At 38.4% G+C, this 21,385-nt stretch carries 21 protein-coding genes; 11 read left to right on the top strand and 10 right to left on the bottom strand.

All coding sequences use genetic code 11. The features are described from left to right. Positions 1–58: 58 nt before the first annotated feature. The 5 genes from ACFO5T_RS06250 to ruvX form a co-directional block, all read right to left on the bottom strand. The gene (locus ACFO5T_RS06250) at positions 59–1,510 is read right to left on the bottom strand and encodes a vWA domain-containing protein (protein WP_380032900.1); all 1,452 of its coding nucleotides are present in this window, start codon (positions 1,508–1,510) and stop codon (positions 59–61) included. Between the two features lie 132 nt (positions 1,511–1,642). After that, on the bottom strand, positions 1,643–2,419 hold the full coding sequence (gene mazG, locus ACFO5T_RS06245; RefSeq protein ID WP_375253149.1) for a nucleoside triphosphate pyrophosphohydrolase: 777 nt from the start codon (positions 2,417–2,419) through the stop codon (positions 1,643–1,645). A 131-nt stretch (positions 2,420–2,550) separates the two neighbouring features. Then, complete coding sequence (locus ACFO5T_RS06240; RefSeq protein ID WP_380032898.1) at positions 2,551–2,976, bottom strand: DUF5606 family protein; 426 nt, start codon at positions 2,974–2,976, stop codon at positions 2,551–2,553. A 73-nt stretch (positions 2,977–3,049) separates the two neighbouring features. Continuing rightward, a complete protein-coding gene (def, locus tag ACFO5T_RS06235) occupies positions 3,050–3,640 on the bottom strand; it encodes a peptide deformylase (RefSeq protein WP_380032896.1) in 591 nt (196 codons plus the stop codon). A gap of 2 nt (positions 3,641–3,642) precedes the next feature. Continuing rightward, positions 3,643–4,053, bottom strand: a complete 411-nt coding sequence (gene ruvX / locus ACFO5T_RS06230; protein WP_038600903.1) for a Holliday junction resolvase RuvX — start codon at positions 4,051–4,053, stop codon at positions 3,643–3,645. 266 nt (positions 4,054–4,319) lie between these two features. Here ruvX and ACFO5T_RS06225 point away from each other — a divergent pair, with 266 nt between their 5' ends. The 4 genes from ACFO5T_RS06225 to ACFO5T_RS06210 are packed head-to-tail and all read left to right on the top strand — an operon-like array spanning position 4,320 to position 8,709. Beyond that, complete coding sequence (locus tag ACFO5T_RS06225) at positions 4,320–5,135, top strand: 2,3,4,5-tetrahydropyridine-2,6-dicarboxylate N-succinyltransferase (protein WP_380032893.1); 816 nt, start codon at positions 4,320–4,322, stop codon at positions 5,133–5,135. Positions 5,136–5,143: 8 nt separating this feature from the next. Further along, positions 5,144–6,988 (top strand): glycosyltransferase, encoded by a 1,845-nt coding sequence (locus ACFO5T_RS06220; RefSeq protein ID WP_380032891.1) that lies wholly within the window; start codon positions 5,144–5,146, stop codon positions 6,986–6,988. Beyond that, a complete protein-coding gene (locus ACFO5T_RS06215) occupies positions 6,988–7,668 on the top strand; it encodes a phosphocholine cytidylyltransferase family protein (RefSeq protein WP_380032889.1) in 681 nt (226 codons plus the stop codon). Before ACFO5T_RS06220 ends, ACFO5T_RS06215 begins: the two co-directional genes overlap by 1 nt. Beyond that, the gene (locus ACFO5T_RS06210) at positions 7,669–8,709 is read left to right on the top strand and encodes a CDP-glycerol glycerophosphotransferase family protein (protein ID WP_380032887.1); all 1,041 of its coding nucleotides are present in this window, start codon (positions 7,669–7,671) and stop codon (positions 8,707–8,709) included. A 112-nt stretch (positions 8,710–8,821) separates the two neighbouring features. Here the strand turns inward: ACFO5T_RS06210 and rpsA are convergent, their stop codons facing one another. Next, a complete protein-coding gene (gene rpsA, locus ACFO5T_RS06205; RefSeq protein ID WP_380032885.1) occupies positions 8,822–10,654 on the bottom strand; it encodes a 30S ribosomal protein S1 in 1,833 nt (610 codons plus the stop codon). A 329-nt stretch (positions 10,655–10,983) separates the two neighbouring features. Here rpsA and ACFO5T_RS06200 point away from each other — a divergent pair, with 329 nt between their 5' ends. The 4 genes from ACFO5T_RS06200 to ACFO5T_RS06185 all read left to right on the top strand — a co-directional run bounded on the left by ACFO5T_RS06200 (position 10,984) and on the right by ACFO5T_RS06185 (position 13,291). Continuing rightward, complete coding sequence (locus ACFO5T_RS06200; RefSeq protein ID WP_380032883.1) at positions 10,984–11,352, top strand: hypothetical protein; 369 nt, start codon at positions 10,984–10,986, stop codon at positions 11,350–11,352. A gap of 60 nt (positions 11,353–11,412) precedes the next feature. Continuing rightward, positions 11,413–12,048 (top strand): transglutaminase-like domain-containing protein, encoded by a 636-nt coding sequence (locus ACFO5T_RS06195; RefSeq protein WP_380032881.1) that lies wholly within the window; start codon positions 11,413–11,415, stop codon positions 12,046–12,048. 89 nt (positions 12,049–12,137) lie between these two features. After that, a complete protein-coding gene (locus ACFO5T_RS06190) occupies positions 12,138–12,419 on the top strand; it encodes a 4a-hydroxytetrahydrobiopterin dehydratase (protein WP_375253157.1) in 282 nt (93 codons plus the stop codon). 146 nt (positions 12,420–12,565) lie between these two features. After that, a complete protein-coding gene (locus tag ACFO5T_RS06185) occupies positions 12,566–13,291 on the top strand; it encodes a YebC/PmpR family DNA-binding transcriptional regulator (protein ID WP_021778575.1) in 726 nt (241 codons plus the stop codon). A gap of 136 nt (positions 13,292–13,427) precedes the next feature. Here the strand turns inward: ACFO5T_RS06185 and ACFO5T_RS06180 are convergent, their stop codons facing one another. Further along, a complete protein-coding gene (locus ACFO5T_RS06180; protein ID WP_380032878.1) occupies positions 13,428–14,474 on the bottom strand; it encodes a hypothetical protein in 1,047 nt (348 codons plus the stop codon). A gap of 460 nt (positions 14,475–14,934) precedes the next feature. Here ACFO5T_RS06180 and ACFO5T_RS06175 point away from each other — a divergent pair, with 460 nt between their 5' ends. Beyond that, complete coding sequence (locus ACFO5T_RS06175; protein ID WP_380032876.1) at positions 14,935–15,234, top strand: hypothetical protein; 300 nt, start codon at positions 14,935–14,937, stop codon at positions 15,232–15,234. A 33-nt stretch (positions 15,235–15,267) separates the two neighbouring features. Here the strand turns inward: ACFO5T_RS06175 and ACFO5T_RS06170 are convergent, their stop codons facing one another. From ACFO5T_RS06170 to porQ, 3 genes are all read right to left on the bottom strand, one after another. Continuing rightward, the gene (locus tag ACFO5T_RS06170) at positions 15,268–15,672 is read right to left on the bottom strand and encodes a DUF4345 domain-containing protein (RefSeq protein ID WP_035325124.1); all 405 of its coding nucleotides are present in this window, start codon (positions 15,670–15,672) and stop codon (positions 15,268–15,270) included. Beyond that, on the bottom strand, positions 15,672–16,364 hold the full coding sequence (gene cmk / locus ACFO5T_RS06165) for a (d)CMP kinase (protein ID WP_380032873.1): 693 nt from the start codon (positions 16,362–16,364) through the stop codon (positions 15,672–15,674). The genes ACFO5T_RS06170 and cmk overlap by 1 nt, the downstream gene beginning before the upstream one ends. A 242-nt stretch (positions 16,365–16,606) precedes the next feature. After that, on the bottom strand, positions 16,607–17,626 hold the full coding sequence (porQ, locus tag ACFO5T_RS06160; RefSeq protein WP_380032871.1) for a type IX secretion system protein PorQ: 1,020 nt from the start codon (positions 17,624–17,626) through the stop codon (positions 16,607–16,609). Positions 17,627–17,851: 225 nt separating this feature from the next. Here porQ and ACFO5T_RS06155 point away from each other — a divergent pair, with 225 nt between their 5' ends. Then, entirely contained in the window at positions 17,852–21,160 is a 3,309-nt protein-coding gene (locus tag ACFO5T_RS06155; protein WP_380032869.1) for a T9SS type A sorting domain-containing protein, read from the top strand. 10 nt (positions 21,161–21,170) lie between these two features. Beyond that, a complete protein-coding gene (locus ACFO5T_RS06150; RefSeq protein WP_380032867.1) occupies positions 21,171–21,371 on the top strand; it encodes a hypothetical protein in 201 nt (66 codons plus the stop codon). The last annotated feature ends 14 nt before the right edge of the window (positions 21,372–21,385 follow it).

Raw genomic sequence — 21,385 nt, 5'->3', positions numbered from 1 at the left:
AAAACGCGTTATCAATAACTGAATAACGCGTTTACAAACAAACTAAAAAACAGTTCTTCTACAAGGCGCTCTCTACACCTGCGTATTTCTCAATGAGACGTACTATGAGGTCATTGAGCTTTTCTACTTTTACATCTTCTGTAGTAGGCTCCATATGGTCATTACCTATACCGCTATCATCTGTAAGGAAAACATAAGTTCCATTAGTAGCAACACTAAATGATCGCATCAAGAATTCTACTTCTTTATTTGCTCCACTAGCAACGACAGGTATTATTTTTACGCCCATCTCTTGCGCTTTTTTTATCTGTGATTTTATGAGCTCCACATTTTGCTCCGTGTAGTGTGGAGGTGCGTCTAGCATCAAGAATAGTAGCTTTGCCTTTGCATCCACATTCCAAGATTGAGAGAGGGATACTTTTAAAGCTTCCTCTACTGCCTCTTCATAATCTCCACCTCCATTTGCGTCTTGCTGTGATAAAAAGTCTTTTACCTCATTTACATCTTCTTTAAAATCTATCGATCTAGTTACATAGCTATCACCGTGATCTCTATACACTGTGAGCGCTACTCGTTTTTGTGCGATTTGTGCATCTATTCTATTCATAATATTTTTAAGCTCAGATTTGAGATAAGCAATCTCATCACCCATAGAGCCTGTAGCATCTACAGCAAATAGAACGTCTACTGTATTAGTCGCAGCAATACTTGACGCTAGGGTAATCTCTACCGCCTGTTGCCCACCGCTTATAGATTTTCCCACAACAGTACCCTCACTATATACTTGTAATAAGAAGCGATCACTCAGATTGTGTGCTCCTTTATAAAGTACTAGTGATCCATTAACATCTGTACGACCTTTCATAAGCTGCTTTTTATTTTTATAGAGAGCAACCATTGTATTTGCTACCGGAGTGTGATCTTTATTCTTGAGGGAAATGTCTATTTTATTTTTATGGATAAATCCCCAGCGGCCGGCAACTTTTTGTGCCTCCCCACTTGAGAAAATCTCATAATACTCAGACCACTTTTCTAAGTCATTAATCTCACCTGCCGTAAGCTGTCCATAAGCTAGATCATTATATCTAGAAGGATGACTAGAACCTTCTGTCACTGCAACGCCAGAAACTTTACCTCTTATAACGATACTAGCATCTGAGGTGGCATACCCTACAGCACGTTTCTCTCTCTTTACTCCAGAAGCTGTTACAATTACTTCTTCTAGCTCAGGACTGCCTAGCATCGCGACATTAATTAAGGCAGCATCTCCTACAATGATTTCTTGAGTATCAAAACCTACAAATGAAAATACGAGCGTATCCAGCTTTGCCGCTCTGATCTCATAATTACCATCAAAATCTGAGACTGATTTACGATCCTCCCCTTTTACTAAGATATTTGCACCCGGAAGTGGGTTACCCTCTGCAGTGATTGTTCCTGTGATGTTTACTTCTTGAGCATAAGAAACAAGACTAAGAAATATTAAGATAGATGTGATGATAGCTCTCATAATGTTTGGTTTTTAAGTATGAGGTAAAACTACCTTAGCTATACTCTAAACTAAACCTACGATGAGTGAACACATCTTTTGAGCTAGGCAAGTGCCCTAACGCCCATCATAATCATCAAGATTATATCGCCTTTACAATTGCTTTGCCTCTTCCCAAAAGATATCCATCTCTTTAAGCGTCATATCTGAAAGGTCTTTATTAAGCTCTTTGGCCTTACCTTCTAGGTACTGAAAGCGTTTTATAAACTTCTTATTAGTGCGTTCAAGAGCGCTTTCTGGGTCTACTTTTAAGAAACGAGCATAGTTAATCATAGAGAACAGCACATCGCCAAACTCGGCTTCTATCTTCTCTTGATTATTTTCGTTTACTTCGTGTTGTAGTTCTTCTAGCTCTTCTTGTACTTTTTCAAAAACCTGCTGTGGCTCTTCCCAGTCAAAACCTACACCCGCTACTTTATCTTGTATGCGGCTTGCTTTTACAAGTGCTGGCAGGCTTCTAGGCACTCCTTCTAGCACAGATTTCTTACCTTCTTTGAGTTTGAGTTTCTCCCAGTTAGTAGCTACTTCATCGGCATTTGCTACATCTATATCACCATATATATGTGGGTGACGAGAGATAAGCTTTTCTGAGATACTGTTTGCCACATCTGCTATATCAAAGTCTTGGGTCTCGCTTCCTATTTTTGCATAAAAGACAATGTGTAATAAGAGATCTCCTAGTTCCTTTTTTACTTCTTCTAGGTCATTATCTAGTATGGCATCGCCTAGCTCATAAGTCTCCTCTATGGTGAGATGGCGTAGGCTCTCCATCGTTTGTTTTTTATCCCAAGGGCATCCTACTCTAAGTTCATCCATAATGGTGAGTAATCTATCTATGGCTTTGAGCTGTGCTTCTCTTGAGTACTTCATAATGGTTCTTTTTACAGTAGATATAATGAGGGTTTATATTACGCTTTCGCGAAAGCGTACTAAAGTTTAAAACTAAAAAAGCCTTCACATATAGATTGTAAAGGCTCTTTAATATTATAAAAAGTTATGCACTATTCTTCTTCTTCGCTTGCTGCTGCAGGAGCTGCTGGCGCTTCAAAATTGAGCATATCTTTTGCTTGTAAGATGTTGTACCACTGTACTACCTTCTTTATATCGCTGGCATACACGCGGTCTTCATCATAATCTGGTACTACGTTAAAGAAAAACTCTTCGAGCTCATCTTTTGACACCTTGTGGTGTATGGTAGGACCACCATTTTCTTTTTCCTTTATAGCTTGAAAAACCTCTCTTAACGGCTTTTCTGCACTTAGTGTATAGATGGCTATCTCAGACAGAACACTCACATTGTGACGAATCCCTACGGTAATTCTCTTACCATCCACGAGTGACTCTGCTACAAAACCACTACGTGTTTGTTGCTTTAACTCATATATACCAGGCTTTCCTGCGATTGCGATTACTTTATCTAAACTCATATATTATTTTATTGGGTGGCAAAGATGCACTTTGCACCACATATTTACAAATTAGTTTTTTGGGTTTAACGTTTTAGCGTTTTTTTGACGCTGCCGGAAAACGCATACGGTAGTCTGCACTGCACTTCCCTTTTGAGATATTTGCTAGCTTTCCTTTTATTAAACGTTTTTTAAGACTCGATAGTTTATCTGTAAAAAGTATACCGTCTATGTGATCATACTCGTGTTGTATCACACGTGCTATAAGACCTTCATAGGTCTCTGTATGCTCCTTAAAGTTTTCGTCTTGATACTTGATGGTTACCGTAGGCTTTCTAAAAACATCTTCGTTTATACCAGGTATACTCAAGCATCCTTCAGAAAAAGCCCACTCCTCGCCTTCTTCTTTTAGAATCTCTGCATTTATGAAGGTTTTCTTAAAGCTAGATAGTTGCTTTTGCTCCTCTGGTGTAAAGCTCTCATCATCTGCAAATGGTGTTGTATCTACAAGAAAGATGCGTATAGGTAATCCCACTTGTGGTGCTGCAAGGCCTACACCGTGTGCTCCATACATTGTCTCATACATATTCTCAAGGAGCTCACTCAGGTTAGGGTACTCTGGAGTAATGTCTTTTGCCTTTTTCTTAAGCACGGGACTCCCGTATGCTACTATAGGTAATATCATATCTATTTATTATACAGGTAATCCTGCAGTATAATGGTTGCACTTATTTGATCTACAAGTGCTTTATTTTGTCTTTTCTTTTTACCGATACCGCTATCTATCATTGTCTGGAAAGCCATCTTTGAGGTAAAACGTTCATCTTGCCTAATGATTTTAAGCTCGGGATGTTTTTTTTCTACGCTTTCGCGAAAGCGTACTATATGCTCCTCAACATCACTCGCCTCATTATTCATACGTTTAGGCTCTCCTATGACCATTGCCTCTACTTTTTCTTCGGCTAGGTAGGTGGCTAAAAATTTAAAAATATCTTTAGTCGGTACCGTGGTTAAGCCAGAAGCAATAAGTTGCAACTCATCTGTCACCGCGACTCCCGTGCGCTTTGTTCCATAATCTATTGCAATGATGCGTGCCATCTGTAAAATTTGGTGCAAAAATAAGTAAAAACAAGCAAGAATATAAGCGATATGCACACCGATAAATAAACCCACACCCATAAGCAACAGTCTATTACTCACTATAGGCTTTGCTTATTGTAACATATATAACAAAAAAGCACTTCCTTGTGCAGCTTTTACAACAAAGAGTACCTTTATAAACTCAATTGATACTTTATCTTTGGGCCAAAGATTATAGCACCGTGAGCCACTATACTCACTTGTAAAACTTAAAAGAATATACAATGACACAACTTCAGAATATTATTGAAGAAGCGTGGGACGACCGTACGCACCTTACTAACCCAGTAACTATAAACGCCATACGTGAGGTGGTAGATATGCTAGACCGCGGTACCCTGCGTGTTGCAGAGCCTACAGAAAATGGATGGCAAGTAAACGAGTGGGTAAAAAAAGCTGTAGTACTTTATTTCCCTATCCAAAAAATGGAAACTCTTGAAGCTGGTATATTTGAATATCACGACAAAATTCCTCTCAAGAGAGATTACGAAAACCGTGGTATACGTGTAGTACCTAACGCTGTCGCAAGACACGGAGCATACGTATCAAAAGGAGTTATCCTTATGCCTAGCTATGTAAATATAGGTGCCTATGTAGACGAGGGTACAATGGTAGACACCTGGGCAACCGTAGGTAGCTGTGCTCAAATAGGTAAAAATGTTCACCTTAGTGGTGGTGTAGGTATAGGTGGTGTACTTGAGCCATTACAAGCCTCTCCAGTAATTATAGAAGATGGTGCTTTTATAGGATCTAGATGTATCGTAGTAGAAGGTGTACACGTAGAGAAAGAAGCCGTACTAGGAGCAAACGTAGTACTTACTATGAGTACAAAAATTATAGACGTTACTGGTGACGAGCCAGTAGAGATGAAAGGCCGCGTGCCAGCTCGCTCTGTAGTAATACCAGGAAGTTATACAAAAAAGTTTGCCGCCGGAGAGTACCAAGTACCTTGTGCACTTATTATAGGTAAACGTAAAGAAAGTACAAATAAGAAAACCTCTCTTAATGACGCACTAAGAGAGTATGATGTAGCCGTATAAACGATCTATTGAAAAAAGTTCTCATCATACAACAGAAAATGATAGGCGATGTCTTGACATCGTCTATCTTATGTGAAGCGATAAAATTACGCTTTCGCGAAAGCGAGATACACTACCTCATAAACGCTCACACTACACCCGTACTTGAGAATAATCCTTTTATAGACAAGCTCATTATCTATACACCAGAGATAGAAAAGAGTGCAAAGGCAAAATCACAATTTAAAAAACAGCTCAAGACAGAAGCCTATGACACCGTTATAGATGTGTACTCTAAAATAGGTAGCGCTTTTTTAACTAAAGCTACTGGAGCAAAAAACAGCGTGGGTTATCATAAATGGTATACCCACCTTTTTTATACAGACACCCTAAGTCGCCGAAAGAAGTCTTATACCCTAGCTGGTCTCGCCATAGAGAATAGAATGCTCTTACTAGAGCAACTCACAGGTAAACAATTTGATGCTATTGCTCCAAAAATTTACCTCACCGAGCAGGAAAAGACAAACGCAAAACATATCATAGAATCTTGCGGTATTGACCTTTCAAAAAAGTTGTACCAAATAAGTGCCCTAGGCAGCGGATCTACAAAAACATATCCACTACCCTATCTAGCAACCTTACTAGATTATATTGTAGAAAGCACAGATGCACAACTCATCTTTAATTACATACCCTCACAGGTAGATTTAATAACTACCTTATACAATCACTGTGCAGTAAAGACCAGAGCTCATATATTTTTAGACTGTTATGGTAAAAGCCTTAGAGAGTTTATAGCGATCACAAGTCACTGTGATGCTATTATAGGTAACGAGGGCGGAGCTATAAATATGGCAAAGGCTATAAATATCCCTACGTTTGCCATCTTCTGCCCGTGGATTAATAAAGAAGAATGGAGTGTGTACGACGATCATAAAAGACACGTCTCTGTACATCTATATGACTACATAGATTATAACCCTAGATTTAATAAACGTGAGCGCGCACCTCAAAAGGTAGCTGCAAACTACCAGCAGTTTAAACCAGAGCTCATTGTACCAAAACTCAGTGCCTTTTTAAAAGAAAGCACGGTGGTTAACGATGGTAGTGTAAAGATGTCTGCCACGATTATCACCTATAATGAAGAAAGGAACATTGCAAGGTGTATAGAGTCGCTACTACCCGTGGTAGATGAAGTTGTGATAGTAGATTCATACAGCACAGATAAGACCCAATATATCTGCGAGCAATATCCTGTGCGATTTATACAGCATACATTTGAGGGACACATACAGCAAAAAAACGTAGCCCTTGACCTTGCTACCCATAACCATATTGTATCTCTAGATGCAGATGAGGCTTTGAGCAAAGAATTACAAACTGCTATACAGCGTGTTAAAAGAGATTTTAACAAGGACGGCTACATCGTAAAACGATACAACAACTACTGCGGCCAGTGGATTAACCATACAGACTGGAGTCGTGATAAAAAATTACGTGTTTTTGACAAAACAAAGGCTCGATGGGGCGGTGTAAATCCGCACGATAAAGTACAGATGAGTGATGGGGCTACAGTAGGCTCTTTACAGGGAGAGATACTGCACTGGGTACACGCAACTCACGAGGAGCATAGACAAAAGACAGAAAAATTCTCCACCATCGCTTCAAAAGAGTACTACAAAAGAGGGCGTAAAGCGAGTATACTTGACCTCATTATAAAACCCACGTGGATTTTTATAAGATCATACATTATAAGGATGGGATTCTTAGATGGGCGTAATGGTTTTATTCTTTGTACATTTAGTGCGAAGACAACCTACTTAAAGTACTGCAAGCTACGCAGGCTTAGATTACAAAAGAAAACACCCAACTAGTGAAAACAATCATTCTCGCAGCTGGCATAGGCTCACGCCTAGGCAATCCCTACCCTAAACCACTTACCCCTCTCAAGAATGGAAAAAGCATTATGGAAATGATGATAGAAAGCTTATCATCTTATTTTTCTATAAATGACTTATTAACCGTAGTAGGCTTTAAGAAGAATAGTATTATGGAACGTTTTCCAGACATTACGTATATCTACAATCCATATTTTGACACGACAAATACCTCTAAGAGTCTTTTATGCGCGCTTAAAAAATGTCGTGATGAATCTGTATTATGGTTAAATGGAGATGTGGTTTTTGACCCATTACTACTTAACGAGCTTGTACCATATATAGAAAAGGATCAAAGTTTTGTAGCGGTAAACACCTGCTCTGTAGCAGATGAGGAGGTAAAGTATACTCTTGAAAACGGGTACATACAAAATCTCTCAAAAGAAGTAATAAATGGACTGGGAGAAGCTGTAGGTATAAATTACATCTCTGCAAAAGATGTTCCGCTCTTTATAAAAGAACTAGAAGCCTGTGAAGCACAAGACTATTTTGAAAAAGGACTAGAGGTTATGATTGCCAAGCATCAAACTAAAATAAAGGCGGTAGACATCTCAAAATTCAACTGTATGGAGGTAGATTTTAAAGAAGATCTAGAACACGTAAATAGTTTTTTATAAATGAAAGTGATTCTCTTCTGTCAAAACGCATATGCCTTTGGGATTATGCAAACCATAAGAGAAGAACTCGCTCAAAGTGGAGACCAAGTACTATGGTTTATAATGCCAAAACTTCTTGATGTATTTCCTTTTCATAACGATGCTGTAACTACTAGCATACAAGAATTAATAGCCTTTAACAGTGACGCTATAATTTGTCCTGGTAATGAAGTACCTTATTACTTGCGTGGTCTTAAGGTGCAAATCTTTCACGGACTTGCTGGAGAAAAAAAAGGGCATTTTAGAATACGTGATTACTTTGATCTTTACCTTACCCAAGGACCCTATTTTACAGAAGGTTTTAATAAGCTCAAGAAAAAGCACAACAATATATCTGTAATAGAAACTGGCTGGCCCAAGCTAGATAGCTATCAGAAAATCAAAGATGATACCTCTGCATACAAGCTAGAAATACTTGAACGCCACAATGCTCGTAACATCATTCTCTACGCACCTACATTTTCTCCATCACTCACCTCTGCCCACGTTTTAAAGAAAGAAATTGAGGCGCTCGCATCGCATAGAGAATATGTAATACATATTAAATTTCACGATTTAATGCATCCAGAGCTTATTTCTTACTACAAAGATCTAGCTGCTCGTTATGATACTATTTATTTTATAGAAGAAAAGGATATCGTAAAACAACTTGTCCTGGCAGATCTCTTAATAAGTGACACCTCTTCTGTGATATATGAATTTTTACTTTTAGACAAGCCGGTTATCACTCTCAACAATATTTCGGATGCTATACGGTGGGAAAATATCAGAAACCCAAAAGATTTAATTCCCAGTATCTTAAAAATACGTACTCAAGATAATTTTGCCTCAGAGCGTGCCAGTATTATAGCTCAATATCATCCTTATACAGATGGAAAATCATCGGCAAGAGTAGTCGCTGCAATTAAGGAGCATATCTCTGAGCACGGTGTGCCAGAAAAACGTAAAATTTCTTGGCTACGAAGACGTAAGATTAATAAATTATTTGATAGAAAGTCTTAGTACGCTTTCGCGAAAGCGTAATAAACACAAACACATCTATTTATAAGTTACTAAAACGAAAAAACCTCTCAATTACTTGAGAGGTTTTCTGTATTAAAATGTGTGGTTGAGATTACTCTCCTCCTTCCATTTTCTTTTTAAGAGCTGCAAGAGCATCGTTTGCATCACCTAGTGTAGGCTTAGACTCATCTGCTTGAGCTTTAGCTTTCTTAGCTGCTTGTTTAACGATTTTTGCTTCTTCTTCTTTATGGATTACCATATGTGAAGCTACTACACGCTTGAAGTCTTTGTTGAACTCTATAATCTGGAATTCAGCCTCTTCTCCTTTTCCTAGTTTTGTACCGTCTTCTTTCTCAAGGTGACGTGTAGGAACAAATGCAGTGATATCTTCATTAAAGTCTATTGTAGCACCTTTGTCTACTATCTCTGTGATAGCCGCTTTGTGTGTTGTACCTACTTTAAACTCATCTTCATACTTATCCCAAGGGTTTGCCTCGATCTGTTTGTGTCCTAGTGAAAGTTTACGTCCATCTACGTCAAGTTCAAGAACCACTACTTCTAACTTATCTCCTACCTCACAGAATTCTGATGGGTGCTTCACTTTCTTAGTCCAAGAAAGGTCTGAGATGTAAATTAATCCATCAATTCCTTCTTCTAGTTCTAAGAACACTCCAAAGTTTGTAAAGTTACGTACGATACCCTCGTGACGTGACCCTACTGGATACTTAGAAGTAATATCTGTCCAAGGATCTTGCGTAAGTTGCTTGATACCTAGGCTCATCTTACGATCTTCACGATCTAGTGTAAGAATTTGTGCATCTACTACGTCTCCTACTTTTACAAAGTCTTGAGCGCTACGTAAGTGTGTAGACCAAGACATTTCAGATACGTGTATAAGACCTTCTACTCCTTCTTCTACTTCGATAAATGCACCGTAATCTGCGATTACAACTACTTTACCTTTTACGTTATCTCCTACTTTAAGCTCGTCTCCTAAAGCTTCCCAAGGATGCTTAGAAAGTTGCTTAAGACCTAACTGGATACGTGTTTTATCCTCATCAAAGTCAAGGATTACTACGTTCAGTTTCTGATCAAGCTCAACGATTTCATTCGGGTGGTTGATACGTGACCAAGAAAGGTCTGTAATGTGTACCAGTCCATCAACACCTCCAAGATCAACAAATACACCGTAAGAAGTAATGTTTTTAACAACACCTTCAAGTACTTGTCCTTTCTCAAGCTGCCCGATGATCTCCTTCTTCTGCTCTTCGATATCTGCTTCGATAAGCGCTTTGTGAGATACAACAACGTTTTTAAACTCGTGGTTGATTTTTACAACCTTGAATTCCATAGTTTTATTTACATACTGATCGTAATCACGTATAGGCTTCACATCAATCTGTGATCCTGGTAAGAATGCTTCGATACCGAAAACATCTACGATCATACCTCCTTTAGTACGTGCTTTTACAAATCCGTTTACGATAGTTCCCTCATCGTGTGCAGCGTTAACGCGATCCCAAGCCTTGATAACACGTGCCTTACGGTGTGATAATATCAATTGCCCAGTTGCATCCTCACGTACATCGATAAGTACTTCTACTTTATCACCTACTTTAAGGTCTGGATTGTAACGGAATTCGTTAAGAGAGATTACACCTTCAGACTTTGCATTAATGTCGATAATTGCATCACGATCAGTAATTGTAATCACTGTTCCTTCTACTACGTCGTCATCAAGAGTGTCTACAAAGTTGTTTTCTACAAGTGCTTCAAACTCTTCAAGCTGCTTGTCATCTACTGTATCGATTCCTTCTTCGTACTTCTCCCAGTTAAAGTCTTTAAGAAATTGCTCTGGGTTTTCTTGAGCTGGAGATAGCTCAACTTTTGGTGCTACTACTGTAGCTTCTTCCTGAACTTCAGGATTTTTTGTTTCTTCAGCCATTTGTGCTAAAATTACATCTCACTTAAAACTAGCGTTTTAAAGCGGGATGGGTTTTGTATTTTACGTTTCTCCGAAAGCTAGATAAACCAAGAAACCGTAAAAGGGTTTGTTTTGTTTTTTATAAATCCTCTGTGACAGCTTTCTACCGGTGGTCAAAAAGGTGTGCAAAAATACATCCTTTATATTGATTTACAAAGGGGTTACAAAATAAAATATGGCGAGTTATTGAAGTGGTTTTATAGCTGTAAGAATTTACGTGTTAGATTTAGTATTTTTATGCTTTCGCGAAAGCGTAAAACTTACACATACCTGTATATTTAAACAATCAAATGAAAGGTACCTTATACATAATCTTTACGCTCTTTTGTGCTCTATATCCAAATGCCCAGAACTATGATTTTCCTCTAAATGCTGAATCTGGCAAATGCTATGAGCGCTGCTTTGAGTATGACAAAAAATTTACTTGGAAAGAAATAAACTGCGACACTCTTGCAATGCGCGCCCAAAAGAGTAAGACAAAAGAAGCCATTATAAAAGCTCGTCAAGCCAAAATAAAATTGACGAAATACCAAGAGAAACTTAAAGACTTAGGATATAAAATAGAGATCACGGGTAAACTCAATAATCAAACAATTAAGGCCCACCATAAATATCTCAAAAGGCAAAAAAAGAAAAAGAGAAAACAGCAGCGTCTATAATAGACATTACAAACCTTTATCTACTTTTTTACTATTTTAGTCTGACTAATTCCCTACACAATGACATATCTAGAGCCTTCATATTTTTTTGATTACAACAGTAGCCCTATACAGCAACTCATAGCAGAGTTTGATATAGATACTTTATCTAAAAAGGAGAAGGCAGTGGGCATTTATACAAAGATACGTGATGGCTATATGTATAATGCATATGCCATAAGCCTCAACCAGGATAATTATAGAGCTAGTATAATTGCTCAAAAAGACATAGGTAATTGTGTTACAAAATCCATCTTACTCATTGCTTGTTTACGTGGCTTAGGAATACCTGCACGTCTACACTTAGGGAAGGTGAAAAATCACATTGCTGTAGAGCGTCTGGTAGAAAAATTTGGCTCAAATGAGCTAACTCCTCACGGTATGGTAAATGCCTATATAAATGGTAAATGGCTCAAAATGTCACCAGCCTTTAACGCCTCATTATGTCACAAGATGAATGTTGCTCCGCTAGAATTTGATGGTGAAAATAATTCTTTCTTACAGCAATTCAATAGTGAAGGTAATCGCTTTATGGAGTATATAGACGACTATGGTTTTTTTGACGATGTACCGCTAGTGTTTATGATGAATAATATTAAAGAACACTACCCACATATTTTTGATACGGGAGATGCTACAACTGAGTTTAATCTATAAATGTAATACTTAACAAATTTTTAATCGTAATAGCATTTTCGCGAAAGCGTAATTGAGTATCTTTAATATACAACGGTAAAACTAATATTATGAAACTTACAGACGATCAGATTAAAAACAGATTAGAGGATTTTCCAGATTGGGAGTTTGATGATAACGCCATCCATACCACAATAGAGTTTGAAAACTTTAGAGAAGTATTTGCCACTATGACACGTATTGCTTTTGAGTGTGAAAAAATGGACCACCACCCTACCTGGACTAATACGTATAATGAGCTGGAAATAACGCTAAATACACACGATGCAAATGGTGTGACAGAAAAAGATTTTGATCTTGCAGCGGCAATAGATGATATTTTGGGCGCTTAAGGAACTATAAATTTTAAAGAAATCAAGCGATTTCATATTTTTACAGCGATCTGTACAGGTGTACAGATCGTTTTTTTAGTTTATACAATTACATTTAACACGAGAAACCTGCCTTTGCAGGTATAATCACTATATCCTTATTATTTATGGGAAGAGCATTTGAGTTTAGAAAAGCACGTAAAATGAAGCGCTGGAGCGCAATGTCTAAAGCCTTTACACGTATAGGTAAAGATATCGTGATGGCGGTAAAAGAAGGAGGACCAGATCCAGACTCAAACTCAAGGTTACGTGCAGTTATACAAAATGCTAAGGCAGTAAATATGCCTAAGGATAATGTAGAGCGTGCAATAAAGCGTGCATCAGATAAGAGTCAAGGTGATTATAAAGAGGTAATCTTTGAAGGCTATGCACAGCACGGTATTGCAATACTTGTAGAAACAGCTACAGATAATAATACCCGTACGGTAGCAAATGTGCGTGCAGCCTTTAATAAATGTGATGGCAACCTAGGTACTTCTGGATCTGTTGTATTTATGTTTGATCACACGTGTACCTTTAGAGTAAATGCAGAGGGACAAGATGTAGATGAGATAGAGCTTGAGTTTATAGATTTTGGTGCCGAGGAGGTTTTTCAAGATGAAGATGGCATACACATTTATGCTCCTTTTGAGAGTTTTGGAGCAATACAAAGCGCTCTAGAAGAAAAGGGTATAGAAATATTAGAATCTGGTTTTGACCGCATACCTCAAGTAACAAAAACACTTACACCAGAACAAGAGGCAGATGTAAACAAACTTATAGACAAGCTAGAAGAAGATGATGATGTACAGAATGTGTTTTCAACAATGCAAGCAAACGAGGTAGAAGAATAAATCTACCACACTATATATAAAAAAGGCGCGCTAGATATCTAGCGCGCCTTTTTTATTTGATCCCATAATGGCACAATAAAAAGCCTCTCAGAAATACTGAGAGGCTTTTATTATAAAATAATCATTGGGTAAATGATTACTCGTTTAGGTATAATGAAGATGCTCCTTCTAGTTCATTATTTACAGATGGAGTAAGGTTACCTCCAGCTTGTGCGTTTGAGAAGGCAAGAATTCTTCCGCCACCGTTTGCACGCTCTGCAATAAACACTACGTTAGACTCTGCATCATATTCGGCTGCAACTGGGTTTCCTAAAAATGTTGCGTCACCCGCTACACGTACTTGGTTACCTACTACTGCAAGTGTCTCACCGTTTGCTACACCAGCAAATTTTGAAGCGTAGTCAGATATGATATGAAAAGCACCATCTGCATCATCCATTGCGCTACCTACATCTGTAAGGATAAGTGTACCACCATCTACAGCAAGACCGTGAGTTCTTACAATACCTTCTATAGTTATTCTTTTTGTAGCTTCTACTGTAGCATCTGTTGTGTTTGAGTCTGCAAAGTTTTCGAAGATTGCTACGTCAGACGTTTTGTCTACAACTGCGATAAGAGTATCTCCATCAAACTCGATTCCCCATACAGCAAAGTTTACTGTCACTGTGTTTCTTAATGTGATAGATCCATCATCACCTCTTGTATAGATAAATAAACGACCATCATCTGTACTATCATCACCATCTACATCTGCATTATCTGCCACAACATAAATATTATCATTTACAGCAAGATCACGAGGACTTGATAAAGAAGCTGTACTGCTTACAGATGCATTAAGAGCGATACCAGCCACATTAAGTGAAAGGTCTCCAAAAGCTTGTATCTGTGACTCAGAGCGTGAAATCTGTATCACCTCATCATCACTACTATCATAATAGATACCCTCTGTATCTGTAGCTGCTGTCCCAAAAGTAGATGCCGTAACACTCGCTATATCTTCTACATCATATACTGTAATGTCACCACTTGTGTTACTTGTTGCAAACAGTGAGTTATCTAATTCTAGGTTTGCAGATCCATCATCATCTGTTGTTGTTGATAATCCGTTATCATCAGTTTCACAGGCTATAAATCCTGCAGATGCGATAAGTAGTATTCCTAATTTGCTAGTTAATTTCATAAATAAAAGGTTTAATTGTTTTTAATTTCTAGCATAGTTACGCAGTGATTTGAGGTTTGGTTTTGGCAACATTACACTATTAACATTCTTTAACTTTTTAAGAAATAGAAGCCACTCTTTTTACGATAATTTAACCAAAAACCGCACTTACGCTTTAACGATAATTTTGTGAATATTTTTTACGTTACGAGTCTTTAGGGTAGTTTTTATAAGTACGCTTTCGCGAAAGCGGTAAAAATTCTCCGCATTACCAATAATAAGAAACCCAATATTTACAGGGCTTAACAACCACTCGCAGAGAAATTACAACTTATATTTACTTTTTTTTATGCGTTTTTGTAACCTTCTCTATATTAATAACGTATAATGTGCAGGGTAAAATCCTAGGTTGGGAAATCTGAACAATAGTGGTCGCACACGCGGCTTTTTGAATTAACAAACACTTTTAATTTACACTATTATGAAAACACTTTTTATTGCCTTATTTACACTTGCTACTATTGCTTACAACACAACTTCTGAAACAGTAACCGCAACCTTTACTGGCTATAGTGACGAGACGTATTACTTTACAGATAGCGACGACTTAACTTATGCTTTTGAGTCAATAAGTGCTACAGCTGCTCAAGAATTTGACCTTACCCAAGACATTTATAAAGGACAGCAGTTTAAAATTACATTTACAACTTCTACAGAACTTAATGAAGATGATGAGGAGTATGATATGCTCTCTATCACTGCTCTAGAGCTCGTGAAGTAAAAGAATAATTATAAAGGCTATTAATAAAAAAACCTACGATCTAGATCGTAGGTTTTTTTGTGTATAATAATTGAGATTCCACAAACCCCATACGGTGAGTATGGCTTCTCCTATCATACCTAATCCATATTGTGGAGACCAGCCGTCTAGCAAAGTGCTTATAAGCCTGCCAGCGGTAAGACCTCCCATAAATAATACATTAAATAAAGTAGCGCGCTCCCAGTGCATAGGCTTTACAACACCATAAAGCCAATAAACTCCTAGTGCGAGGTATACACCCATTATGGCTCTAAAGATATTTTTGAGCTCAAGATCTTGGACCTTAAATCCAAAAATATCAAACAGTATAACACTGGGGTTTGCTCCATAAACAAATGCCATCACGATAACTATGCTTGCAGAGAGTATAAGGTGGGCTTGTTTAGGAAGTTTTGACATTATATACGTTGTGCAATGCGATCTTTTGCGAGTTGTAAGATGGTATGAAACTGGTCTTCTAAATTCGTTTCTGTATTATCTATCTCAATAGCATCTGCTGCTTTTACTAGTGGAGAGTCTTCTCTAGTGGTATCTATGTGATCACGCTCTACTACGTTAGATAGCACGGCATCATAGTTTACATCATCACCGCGCTCTACAAGCTCGTTGTAACGCCTTTTTGCACGCTCTTCTGCACTGGCTGTCATAAATATCTTAAGCTCTGCCGTAGGAAATACTACAGTACCTATATCACGACCGTCCATCACAATACCTTTTTCTTCACCCATACGTTGCTGCTGCTCTACAAGCTTTGCTCGCACTTCTGACACGGTGGCTATAGGACTTACAAAAGAAGATACCTCAAGTGTTCTAATATATTGCTCTACATTTTCTCCATTAAGACAGACTTCTGCCTGTCCAGAAGTGGTGTCTCTGGTAAATGAAATATTAATGTCTGATAATTTATTGATAAGTGATTCTTTATCAAAAAAACCATCAGATATAAGACCTTTACGCATTGCATAAAGGGTTACTGCACGATACATCGCGCCGGTGTCTACATATATGTATTCTAGCCAGTCTGCTAGTTGTTTTGCTACGGTACTTTTTCCGGTTGAGGAATATCCGTCTATGGCGATGGTTATTTTCACGTATGGTGTGTTTTGAGCAAAAATAGGGAATATGATTATGAGATGTAAGGAACTCCAAAAGTACTTTCAAAAGGTATATAGATACGCACAATACAGCTATTACAAACACGCACTATCTCAAGTCTCTAGCCCCGATTGTAATGAAAATCCCGCAACAAGCGTGAGCGCCGTGAGGAATTGCAATGAAAAGCGGGATACTGCCGTGAATACTTAAAAATAAGTGGTTGCTCCCACAAAGAGAATTACTGCAAATCTATACCTATGCCAAAAAAGCTACTAGCGGCAGCACTATTGTAACGTGCGTAAGCATAGTTAAATCGCATCTTATTAATCTTAATGCCAAAACCGGCGCTTATCCCTGCAAAGCTACGCTGGTTTATAATACGCAACTCCTCACTACGTCTAAAGTTATAACCTAGTCTCAGGTTAAAGCCTCCTCGTGGAAAGAGTTCTACACCCACAATGGCGTGGCGTATGACGTTATCTAGAATACCTATTTTCTCAGCAGTTGTGTTTCCGTCTAGATCTGTGGTGGCGCGGGCTTCATTCTCAAAAGCGATGTTCCAGAGTTGTAAGTTTTCAAGCGTAAGGTGCCAGCGTATGGGCACATTAGGCACTATCTGGGAGATACCAGCATCTATCTCTAGTGGCAACTTCTCTATGGTGTCTACATATGGTGTAAACTGCGTGCCTATATTGCGCACTACTACGGCTGCGTTAAGATCCCAGTCTTCATAATTATAAGTTAGACCCAGGTCTATCGCTCCGCCGGCAGAGGTATACTCGGCCAGTGTGGAAGTGATGAGTTTTACATTTGCTCCTACATAAAAGTCTGTGTAAGGAATATTAGTCGCATAGCCTAGCGAGAGCGCTGCCTCACTACCACCAAATTCTCCTGTTGCATTTCCGTTCTCGTCCCGCCCGTCAAAGCTCCCGTAGTTTACATACGTTATGCCGGCGTGAAGTACTTGTGTGCGTCTGTCCCATAAATAGGCATATGAGGCGGTACCATAATTTATATCTGAAAGGTAGTTTACATAGTTTACAGAAAGCTGGTTATCCATTCTGTAATTAATATTTGCAGGGTTGTAAAGGGCAGAGTCTGGATCATAATCATAGTTTGTGATTATTTTTCCGCCCAGGGCTGCTTGCCTAGGTGATGACATTAAATTGAGAAACTGGTATGTTGCTCTCCCTCCTAACTGCCCGTAAGCAGATACTGCGGTTAGAAATAAGAGTATGTAACAGACTTTTCTCATCATACAAGGCGATAACACAATGGTAAACGATTGCAATGATAGTATATTTTGATAGGGATGGGAAATAATTAGCCTTTTGTATGCTTGGTATCTTTACTATAACCTCATAATGTTTACTTAAGCAAAAGTGCGCTTTCGCGAAAGTGTACAATTTCTTAGCAATTGCTTAATATGTATATTGTTGATTATTTAATATTTATGTTAAATTTACAGGAAAATTCATACAAAATGGCAAGATTTTTACACTTAAAAACATTTCATCTATTTGTACTGTGCTTTATTAGTTATTCTGGAATTGTGCTAGCGCAAAACAATGCTTGGATAAACGAGTTTCATTACGATAACAATGGAGCTGACACCAATGAAAGTGTTGAAATAATTATTGAAAACCCTGGAACACTTACAGATTATGCTGTTGTACGCTACAACGGAAATGGTGGTGTGACCTATGGTACTACATCGCTTGATGAATTTACAATAGGTGAAACTGTAAATACGTATACTGTATACAGCTTTGTCTTCTCCTCTGGAGGTCTACAAAACGATACTGATGGCCTCGCACTCACTTATCAAGGTACATTAATAACTGGTCAATTTCTAAGTTATGAAGGAGTATTTACGGCTACAAATGGTCCAGCAAGTGGAGTTACCTCTACAGATATAGGTGTAGCAGAGAGCGGATCTACCCTGGCAACAGAATCCTTACAGCTCACTGGTTCGGGTATTGCATATACTGATTTTACGTGGTCTGCTCCTACCACATCAAGCCTAGGGAGCTTAAATACAGGGCAGACACTAGGAGCTGGAGCAAATATTGCCCCTGAAATCACAAACATCGTTGCATCACCAGAGGTTGTAACCCCGACAGATGTTGTGACCGTGAGCGCAACCATTACAGACGCTCAAGATAATATAGATAGTGCAAACTTATCGTGGGGTTTACAAGACGGTGGTCCTTATCCTAATACAATTGTATTAAATAACACTACTGGCACAACTTATGAAACAAGTACAGCGATCCCCGCACAAATGGATGGAACAACTGTTTATTATACCCTAAGCGCTACAGATGATAATGCAATGCCAGAAACAGCTGTGAGTATGCAACTTACATACACCGTAAATGATATGACTCAGCTAGGGTTTCAATTAAATAATACAGATTTTAATTATACTATAAACTTTGATACAAGTCTAACAGGAGTGAATGAAGGTGGTTTTACGGGTGATGGATTATCACCAGCACCGTCTTCAGGACAATTAGACTCAAATACTTGGCTCATAGAAGGATTAAGCGATGGAGACTCTAGTTTTGGCGATACAAATACCTCATCAGACTTTACGGGTACTGCAAACTTTGGCTCTGCAGGTAGTGGTATAAATTCTTATACTATTGCTCCAGAAGATTATGCACTCGGTTTTCAACCTACTGGATCTGACCTTACGCCGGGTATCATCGCTTTTAGATTTCAAAATAATACAGGTGAGGTTATAACTAATCTACAAGTGGCATATGATTTATATGTCTATAATGACCAACCTAGATCTAATTATGTCACACTTGTACACGGTACTGAAACAGATCTCACAAACTCAAGTCTAAGCACTCCAGGCGAGGTGTACCTTAACAGTCCTGAGGTAGATGACCTTTCTCCAAGCGCTCTAAAATCTGTACTTACCTACGATATAAATACGAATGCTGCTGGTGATGAAACCTTAAATATAGCACCTGGTGAGACGTACATCATAGCTTGGCAAACTGATGATGTCTCTGGAGGTGGTAGTAGAGATGAGTTTGCAATAGATAATATACAATTCAAGGCAAACGCGACAACTCCTGGTTTCAGTTTTATAGGGGGACCTGTAGAAAATTTAATTCTAGGTACCAATTATTCAATTCTTAATGAAACAGATCTCTTTAATGAATTACGTGTTGTATCGGGTACATTACAAACTAACAATAACTTAACGCTACGAAGTACAGCAGATCAACAAGCCTATACTGGCGCATTTACAAATGGGGCGACAGTAGTAGGAGATGTTACAGTAGAAAGATATATCCCTGGTAAACGTGCTTTTAGAATACTATCTAGCCCCGTAAACACGAGTTCTACCATACAGACAAACTGGCAAGAGGGTGCCACCAGCGCAACTCAAGACCCAAATCCAGGTTACGGTATACATATAACTGGTAGTGAAACTGGTGCAAACGGTTTTGACGCATCACCTTCTGGTAATGCTTCTGCTTTTACTCTTAATAACGCAACTCAAGCCTTTGAACCTATACCAAATACCAATATAGATGTGCTCGAAGCTGGTAAACCTCTTCTTACATTAATACGTGGTAGTAGAGCAATAGACGTTACAGATAATGAAGCTATGGCAGACGATACCGTACTTAGAACTACCGGAACCCTAGAACTCGATGCTGTTACACAATCTTTTACAACTACAGCGGCAACGCAAGATGCTTCTGGAGGTGACGGTACATTTTTCCTTTTTGGCAATCCTTTTGCGAGAACTGTAGATATGAATGCTGTTTTTAATGGAGATGCTACTAATGGTGCACAACAAAACCTTAACCCTAATTTTTACTACATATTTGATCCTCAAATAAACGGCGATAATGGGCGCGGTGGTTATGTAACTATAGATTTATCTGACGGAAGTAATAATACAGCTGGGGTATCTGCTGCAAATGGTTCACTACAAGCATACCAAGGTGGCTTTGCTCAAATAGTAGATAATACACCTGGCACACTTACGAGTATCACCTTTGGAGAAAATGCCGAAGGGCCAACCGGTGAATCTCAGACAAACACCTTCAATTCAAACACGATACCGGCTATCATAGCAGGTAAGCTCTCACGTGTAGAAAGTGGCATATCAATATTTTCTGATGGATTTAAAGTTACAGCTAGTAGTGACTACACATCTCAGGTAGATTTATATGATGCGCAAAAACTAGCAAACCTAGATGAAAATATTGCCATAGCAGTAGATGATCATTTGCTCGCCATAGAAAAACGAGACGCGTTTACCGAAAACACTGTGATGCAATTACACATAGATAATTACAGGTTTGCCAATTATGACCTAGAGCTTACTCTAGATAATGTAGAGATTCCGTCATATCTGCACGACAGATATTTAGACACCGTATCACCACTAGAAAGTGGTGAAAACCATATAGCCTTTACAATATCTGACAATGAGCAGAGTAGTGCTGCAGATCGTTTTGCTATTATTTTTAATAGTGAACCTCTAGCAACTGAGACATACACAACAAATGAATTATTAATAGCTCCAAATCCGTTTAATGATAATGGATTTACAATACGTATCCCAGATGCTACAACTACAACTGCGACAGTGCAAATAGTAAATGTGCTAGGTCAAAATGCATATCAAGCTGAAGAGACACTTATAAATAATGAGATTACTATCTCAAAAGTAGATGCACTTCCTACTGGGATTTACTATGTAAAAGTAAAAAGTGGAACAATGACCGCAGCACGTAAACTGATTAAAAACTAAAAAGAAAATTATGAAAATTAGACATAAATATATCACCCGAGTTTTAGCTATTGCTTTATTTTTCTTTTGCTTTCAGAGTGCACAAGCTCAAATCTCTTTTCCAGATAACGTAAATGATGAAGCTCCTGCAGCTCCCATAAATGGGCTCATTGCTCTCGGTCTTGTGGCTGGGGCTGCCCTGGGACTTAAAAAAACCAATAAAGATTTATAATACCCACAGCGCTA

Source organism: Dokdonia genika (assembly GCF_042652845.1).
GTDB classification, from domain to species: domain Bacteria; phylum Bacteroidota; class Bacteroidia; order Flavobacteriales; family Flavobacteriaceae; genus Dokdonia; species Dokdonia donghaensis.
Note: the sequence above shows the minus strand (reverse complement) of the source record. Positions and strands in the feature narration are given on the sequence as shown.

Coding starts and splice junctions, on each gene's coding strand:
- ACFO5T_RS06250 (WP_380032900.1), bottom strand. CDS start 1,510: ATGAGAGCTATCATCACATCTATCTTAATATTTCTTAGTCTTGTTTCT.
- mazG (WP_375253149.1), bottom strand. CDS start 2,419: ATGAAGTACTCAAGAGAAGCACAGCTCAAAGCCATAGATAGATTACTC.
- ACFO5T_RS06240 (WP_380032898.1), bottom strand. CDS start 2,976: ATGAGTTTAGATAAAGTAATCGCAATCGCAGGAAAGCCTGGTATATAT.
- def (WP_380032896.1), bottom strand. CDS start 3,640: ATGATATTACCTATAGTAGCATACGGGAGTCCCGTGCTTAAGAAAAAG.
- ruvX (WP_038600903.1), bottom strand. CDS start 4,053: ATGGCACGCATCATTGCAATAGATTATGGAACAAAGCGCACGGGAGTC.
- ACFO5T_RS06225 (WP_380032893.1), top strand. CDS start 4,320: ATGACACAACTTCAGAATATTATTGAAGAAGCGTGGGACGACCGTACG.
- ACFO5T_RS06210 (WP_380032887.1), top strand. CDS start 7,669: ATGAAAGTGATTCTCTTCTGTCAAAACGCATATGCCTTTGGGATTATG.
- rpsA (WP_380032885.1), bottom strand. CDS start 10,654: ATGGCTGAAGAAACAAAAAATCCTGAAGTTCAGGAAGAAGCTACAGTA.
- ACFO5T_RS06200 (WP_380032883.1), top strand. CDS start 10,984: ATGAAAGGTACCTTATACATAATCTTTACGCTCTTTTGTGCTCTATAT.
- ACFO5T_RS06195 (WP_380032881.1), top strand. CDS start 11,413: ATGACATATCTAGAGCCTTCATATTTTTTTGATTACAACAGTAGCCCT.
- ACFO5T_RS06190 (WP_375253157.1), top strand. CDS start 12,138: ATGAAACTTACAGACGATCAGATTAAAAACAGATTAGAGGATTTTCCA.
- ACFO5T_RS06185 (WP_021778575.1), top strand. CDS start 12,566: ATGGGAAGAGCATTTGAGTTTAGAAAAGCACGTAAAATGAAGCGCTGG.
- ACFO5T_RS06180 (WP_380032878.1), bottom strand. CDS start 14,474: ATGAAATTAACTAGCAAATTAGGAATACTACTTATCGCATCTGCAGGA.
- ACFO5T_RS06175 (WP_380032876.1), top strand. CDS start 14,935: ATGAAAACACTTTTTATTGCCTTATTTACACTTGCTACTATTGCTTAC.
- ACFO5T_RS06170 (WP_035325124.1), bottom strand. CDS start 15,672: ATGTCAAAACTTCCTAAACAAGCCCACCTTATACTCTCTGCAAGCATA.
- porQ (WP_380032871.1), bottom strand. CDS start 17,626: ATGATGAGAAAAGTCTGTTACATACTCTTATTTCTAACCGCAGTATCT.
- ACFO5T_RS06155 (WP_380032869.1), top strand. CDS start 17,852: ATGGCAAGATTTTTACACTTAAAAACATTTCATCTATTTGTACTGTGC.
- ACFO5T_RS06150 (WP_380032867.1), top strand. CDS start 21,171: ATGAAAATTAGACATAAATATATCACCCGAGTTTTAGCTATTGCTTTA.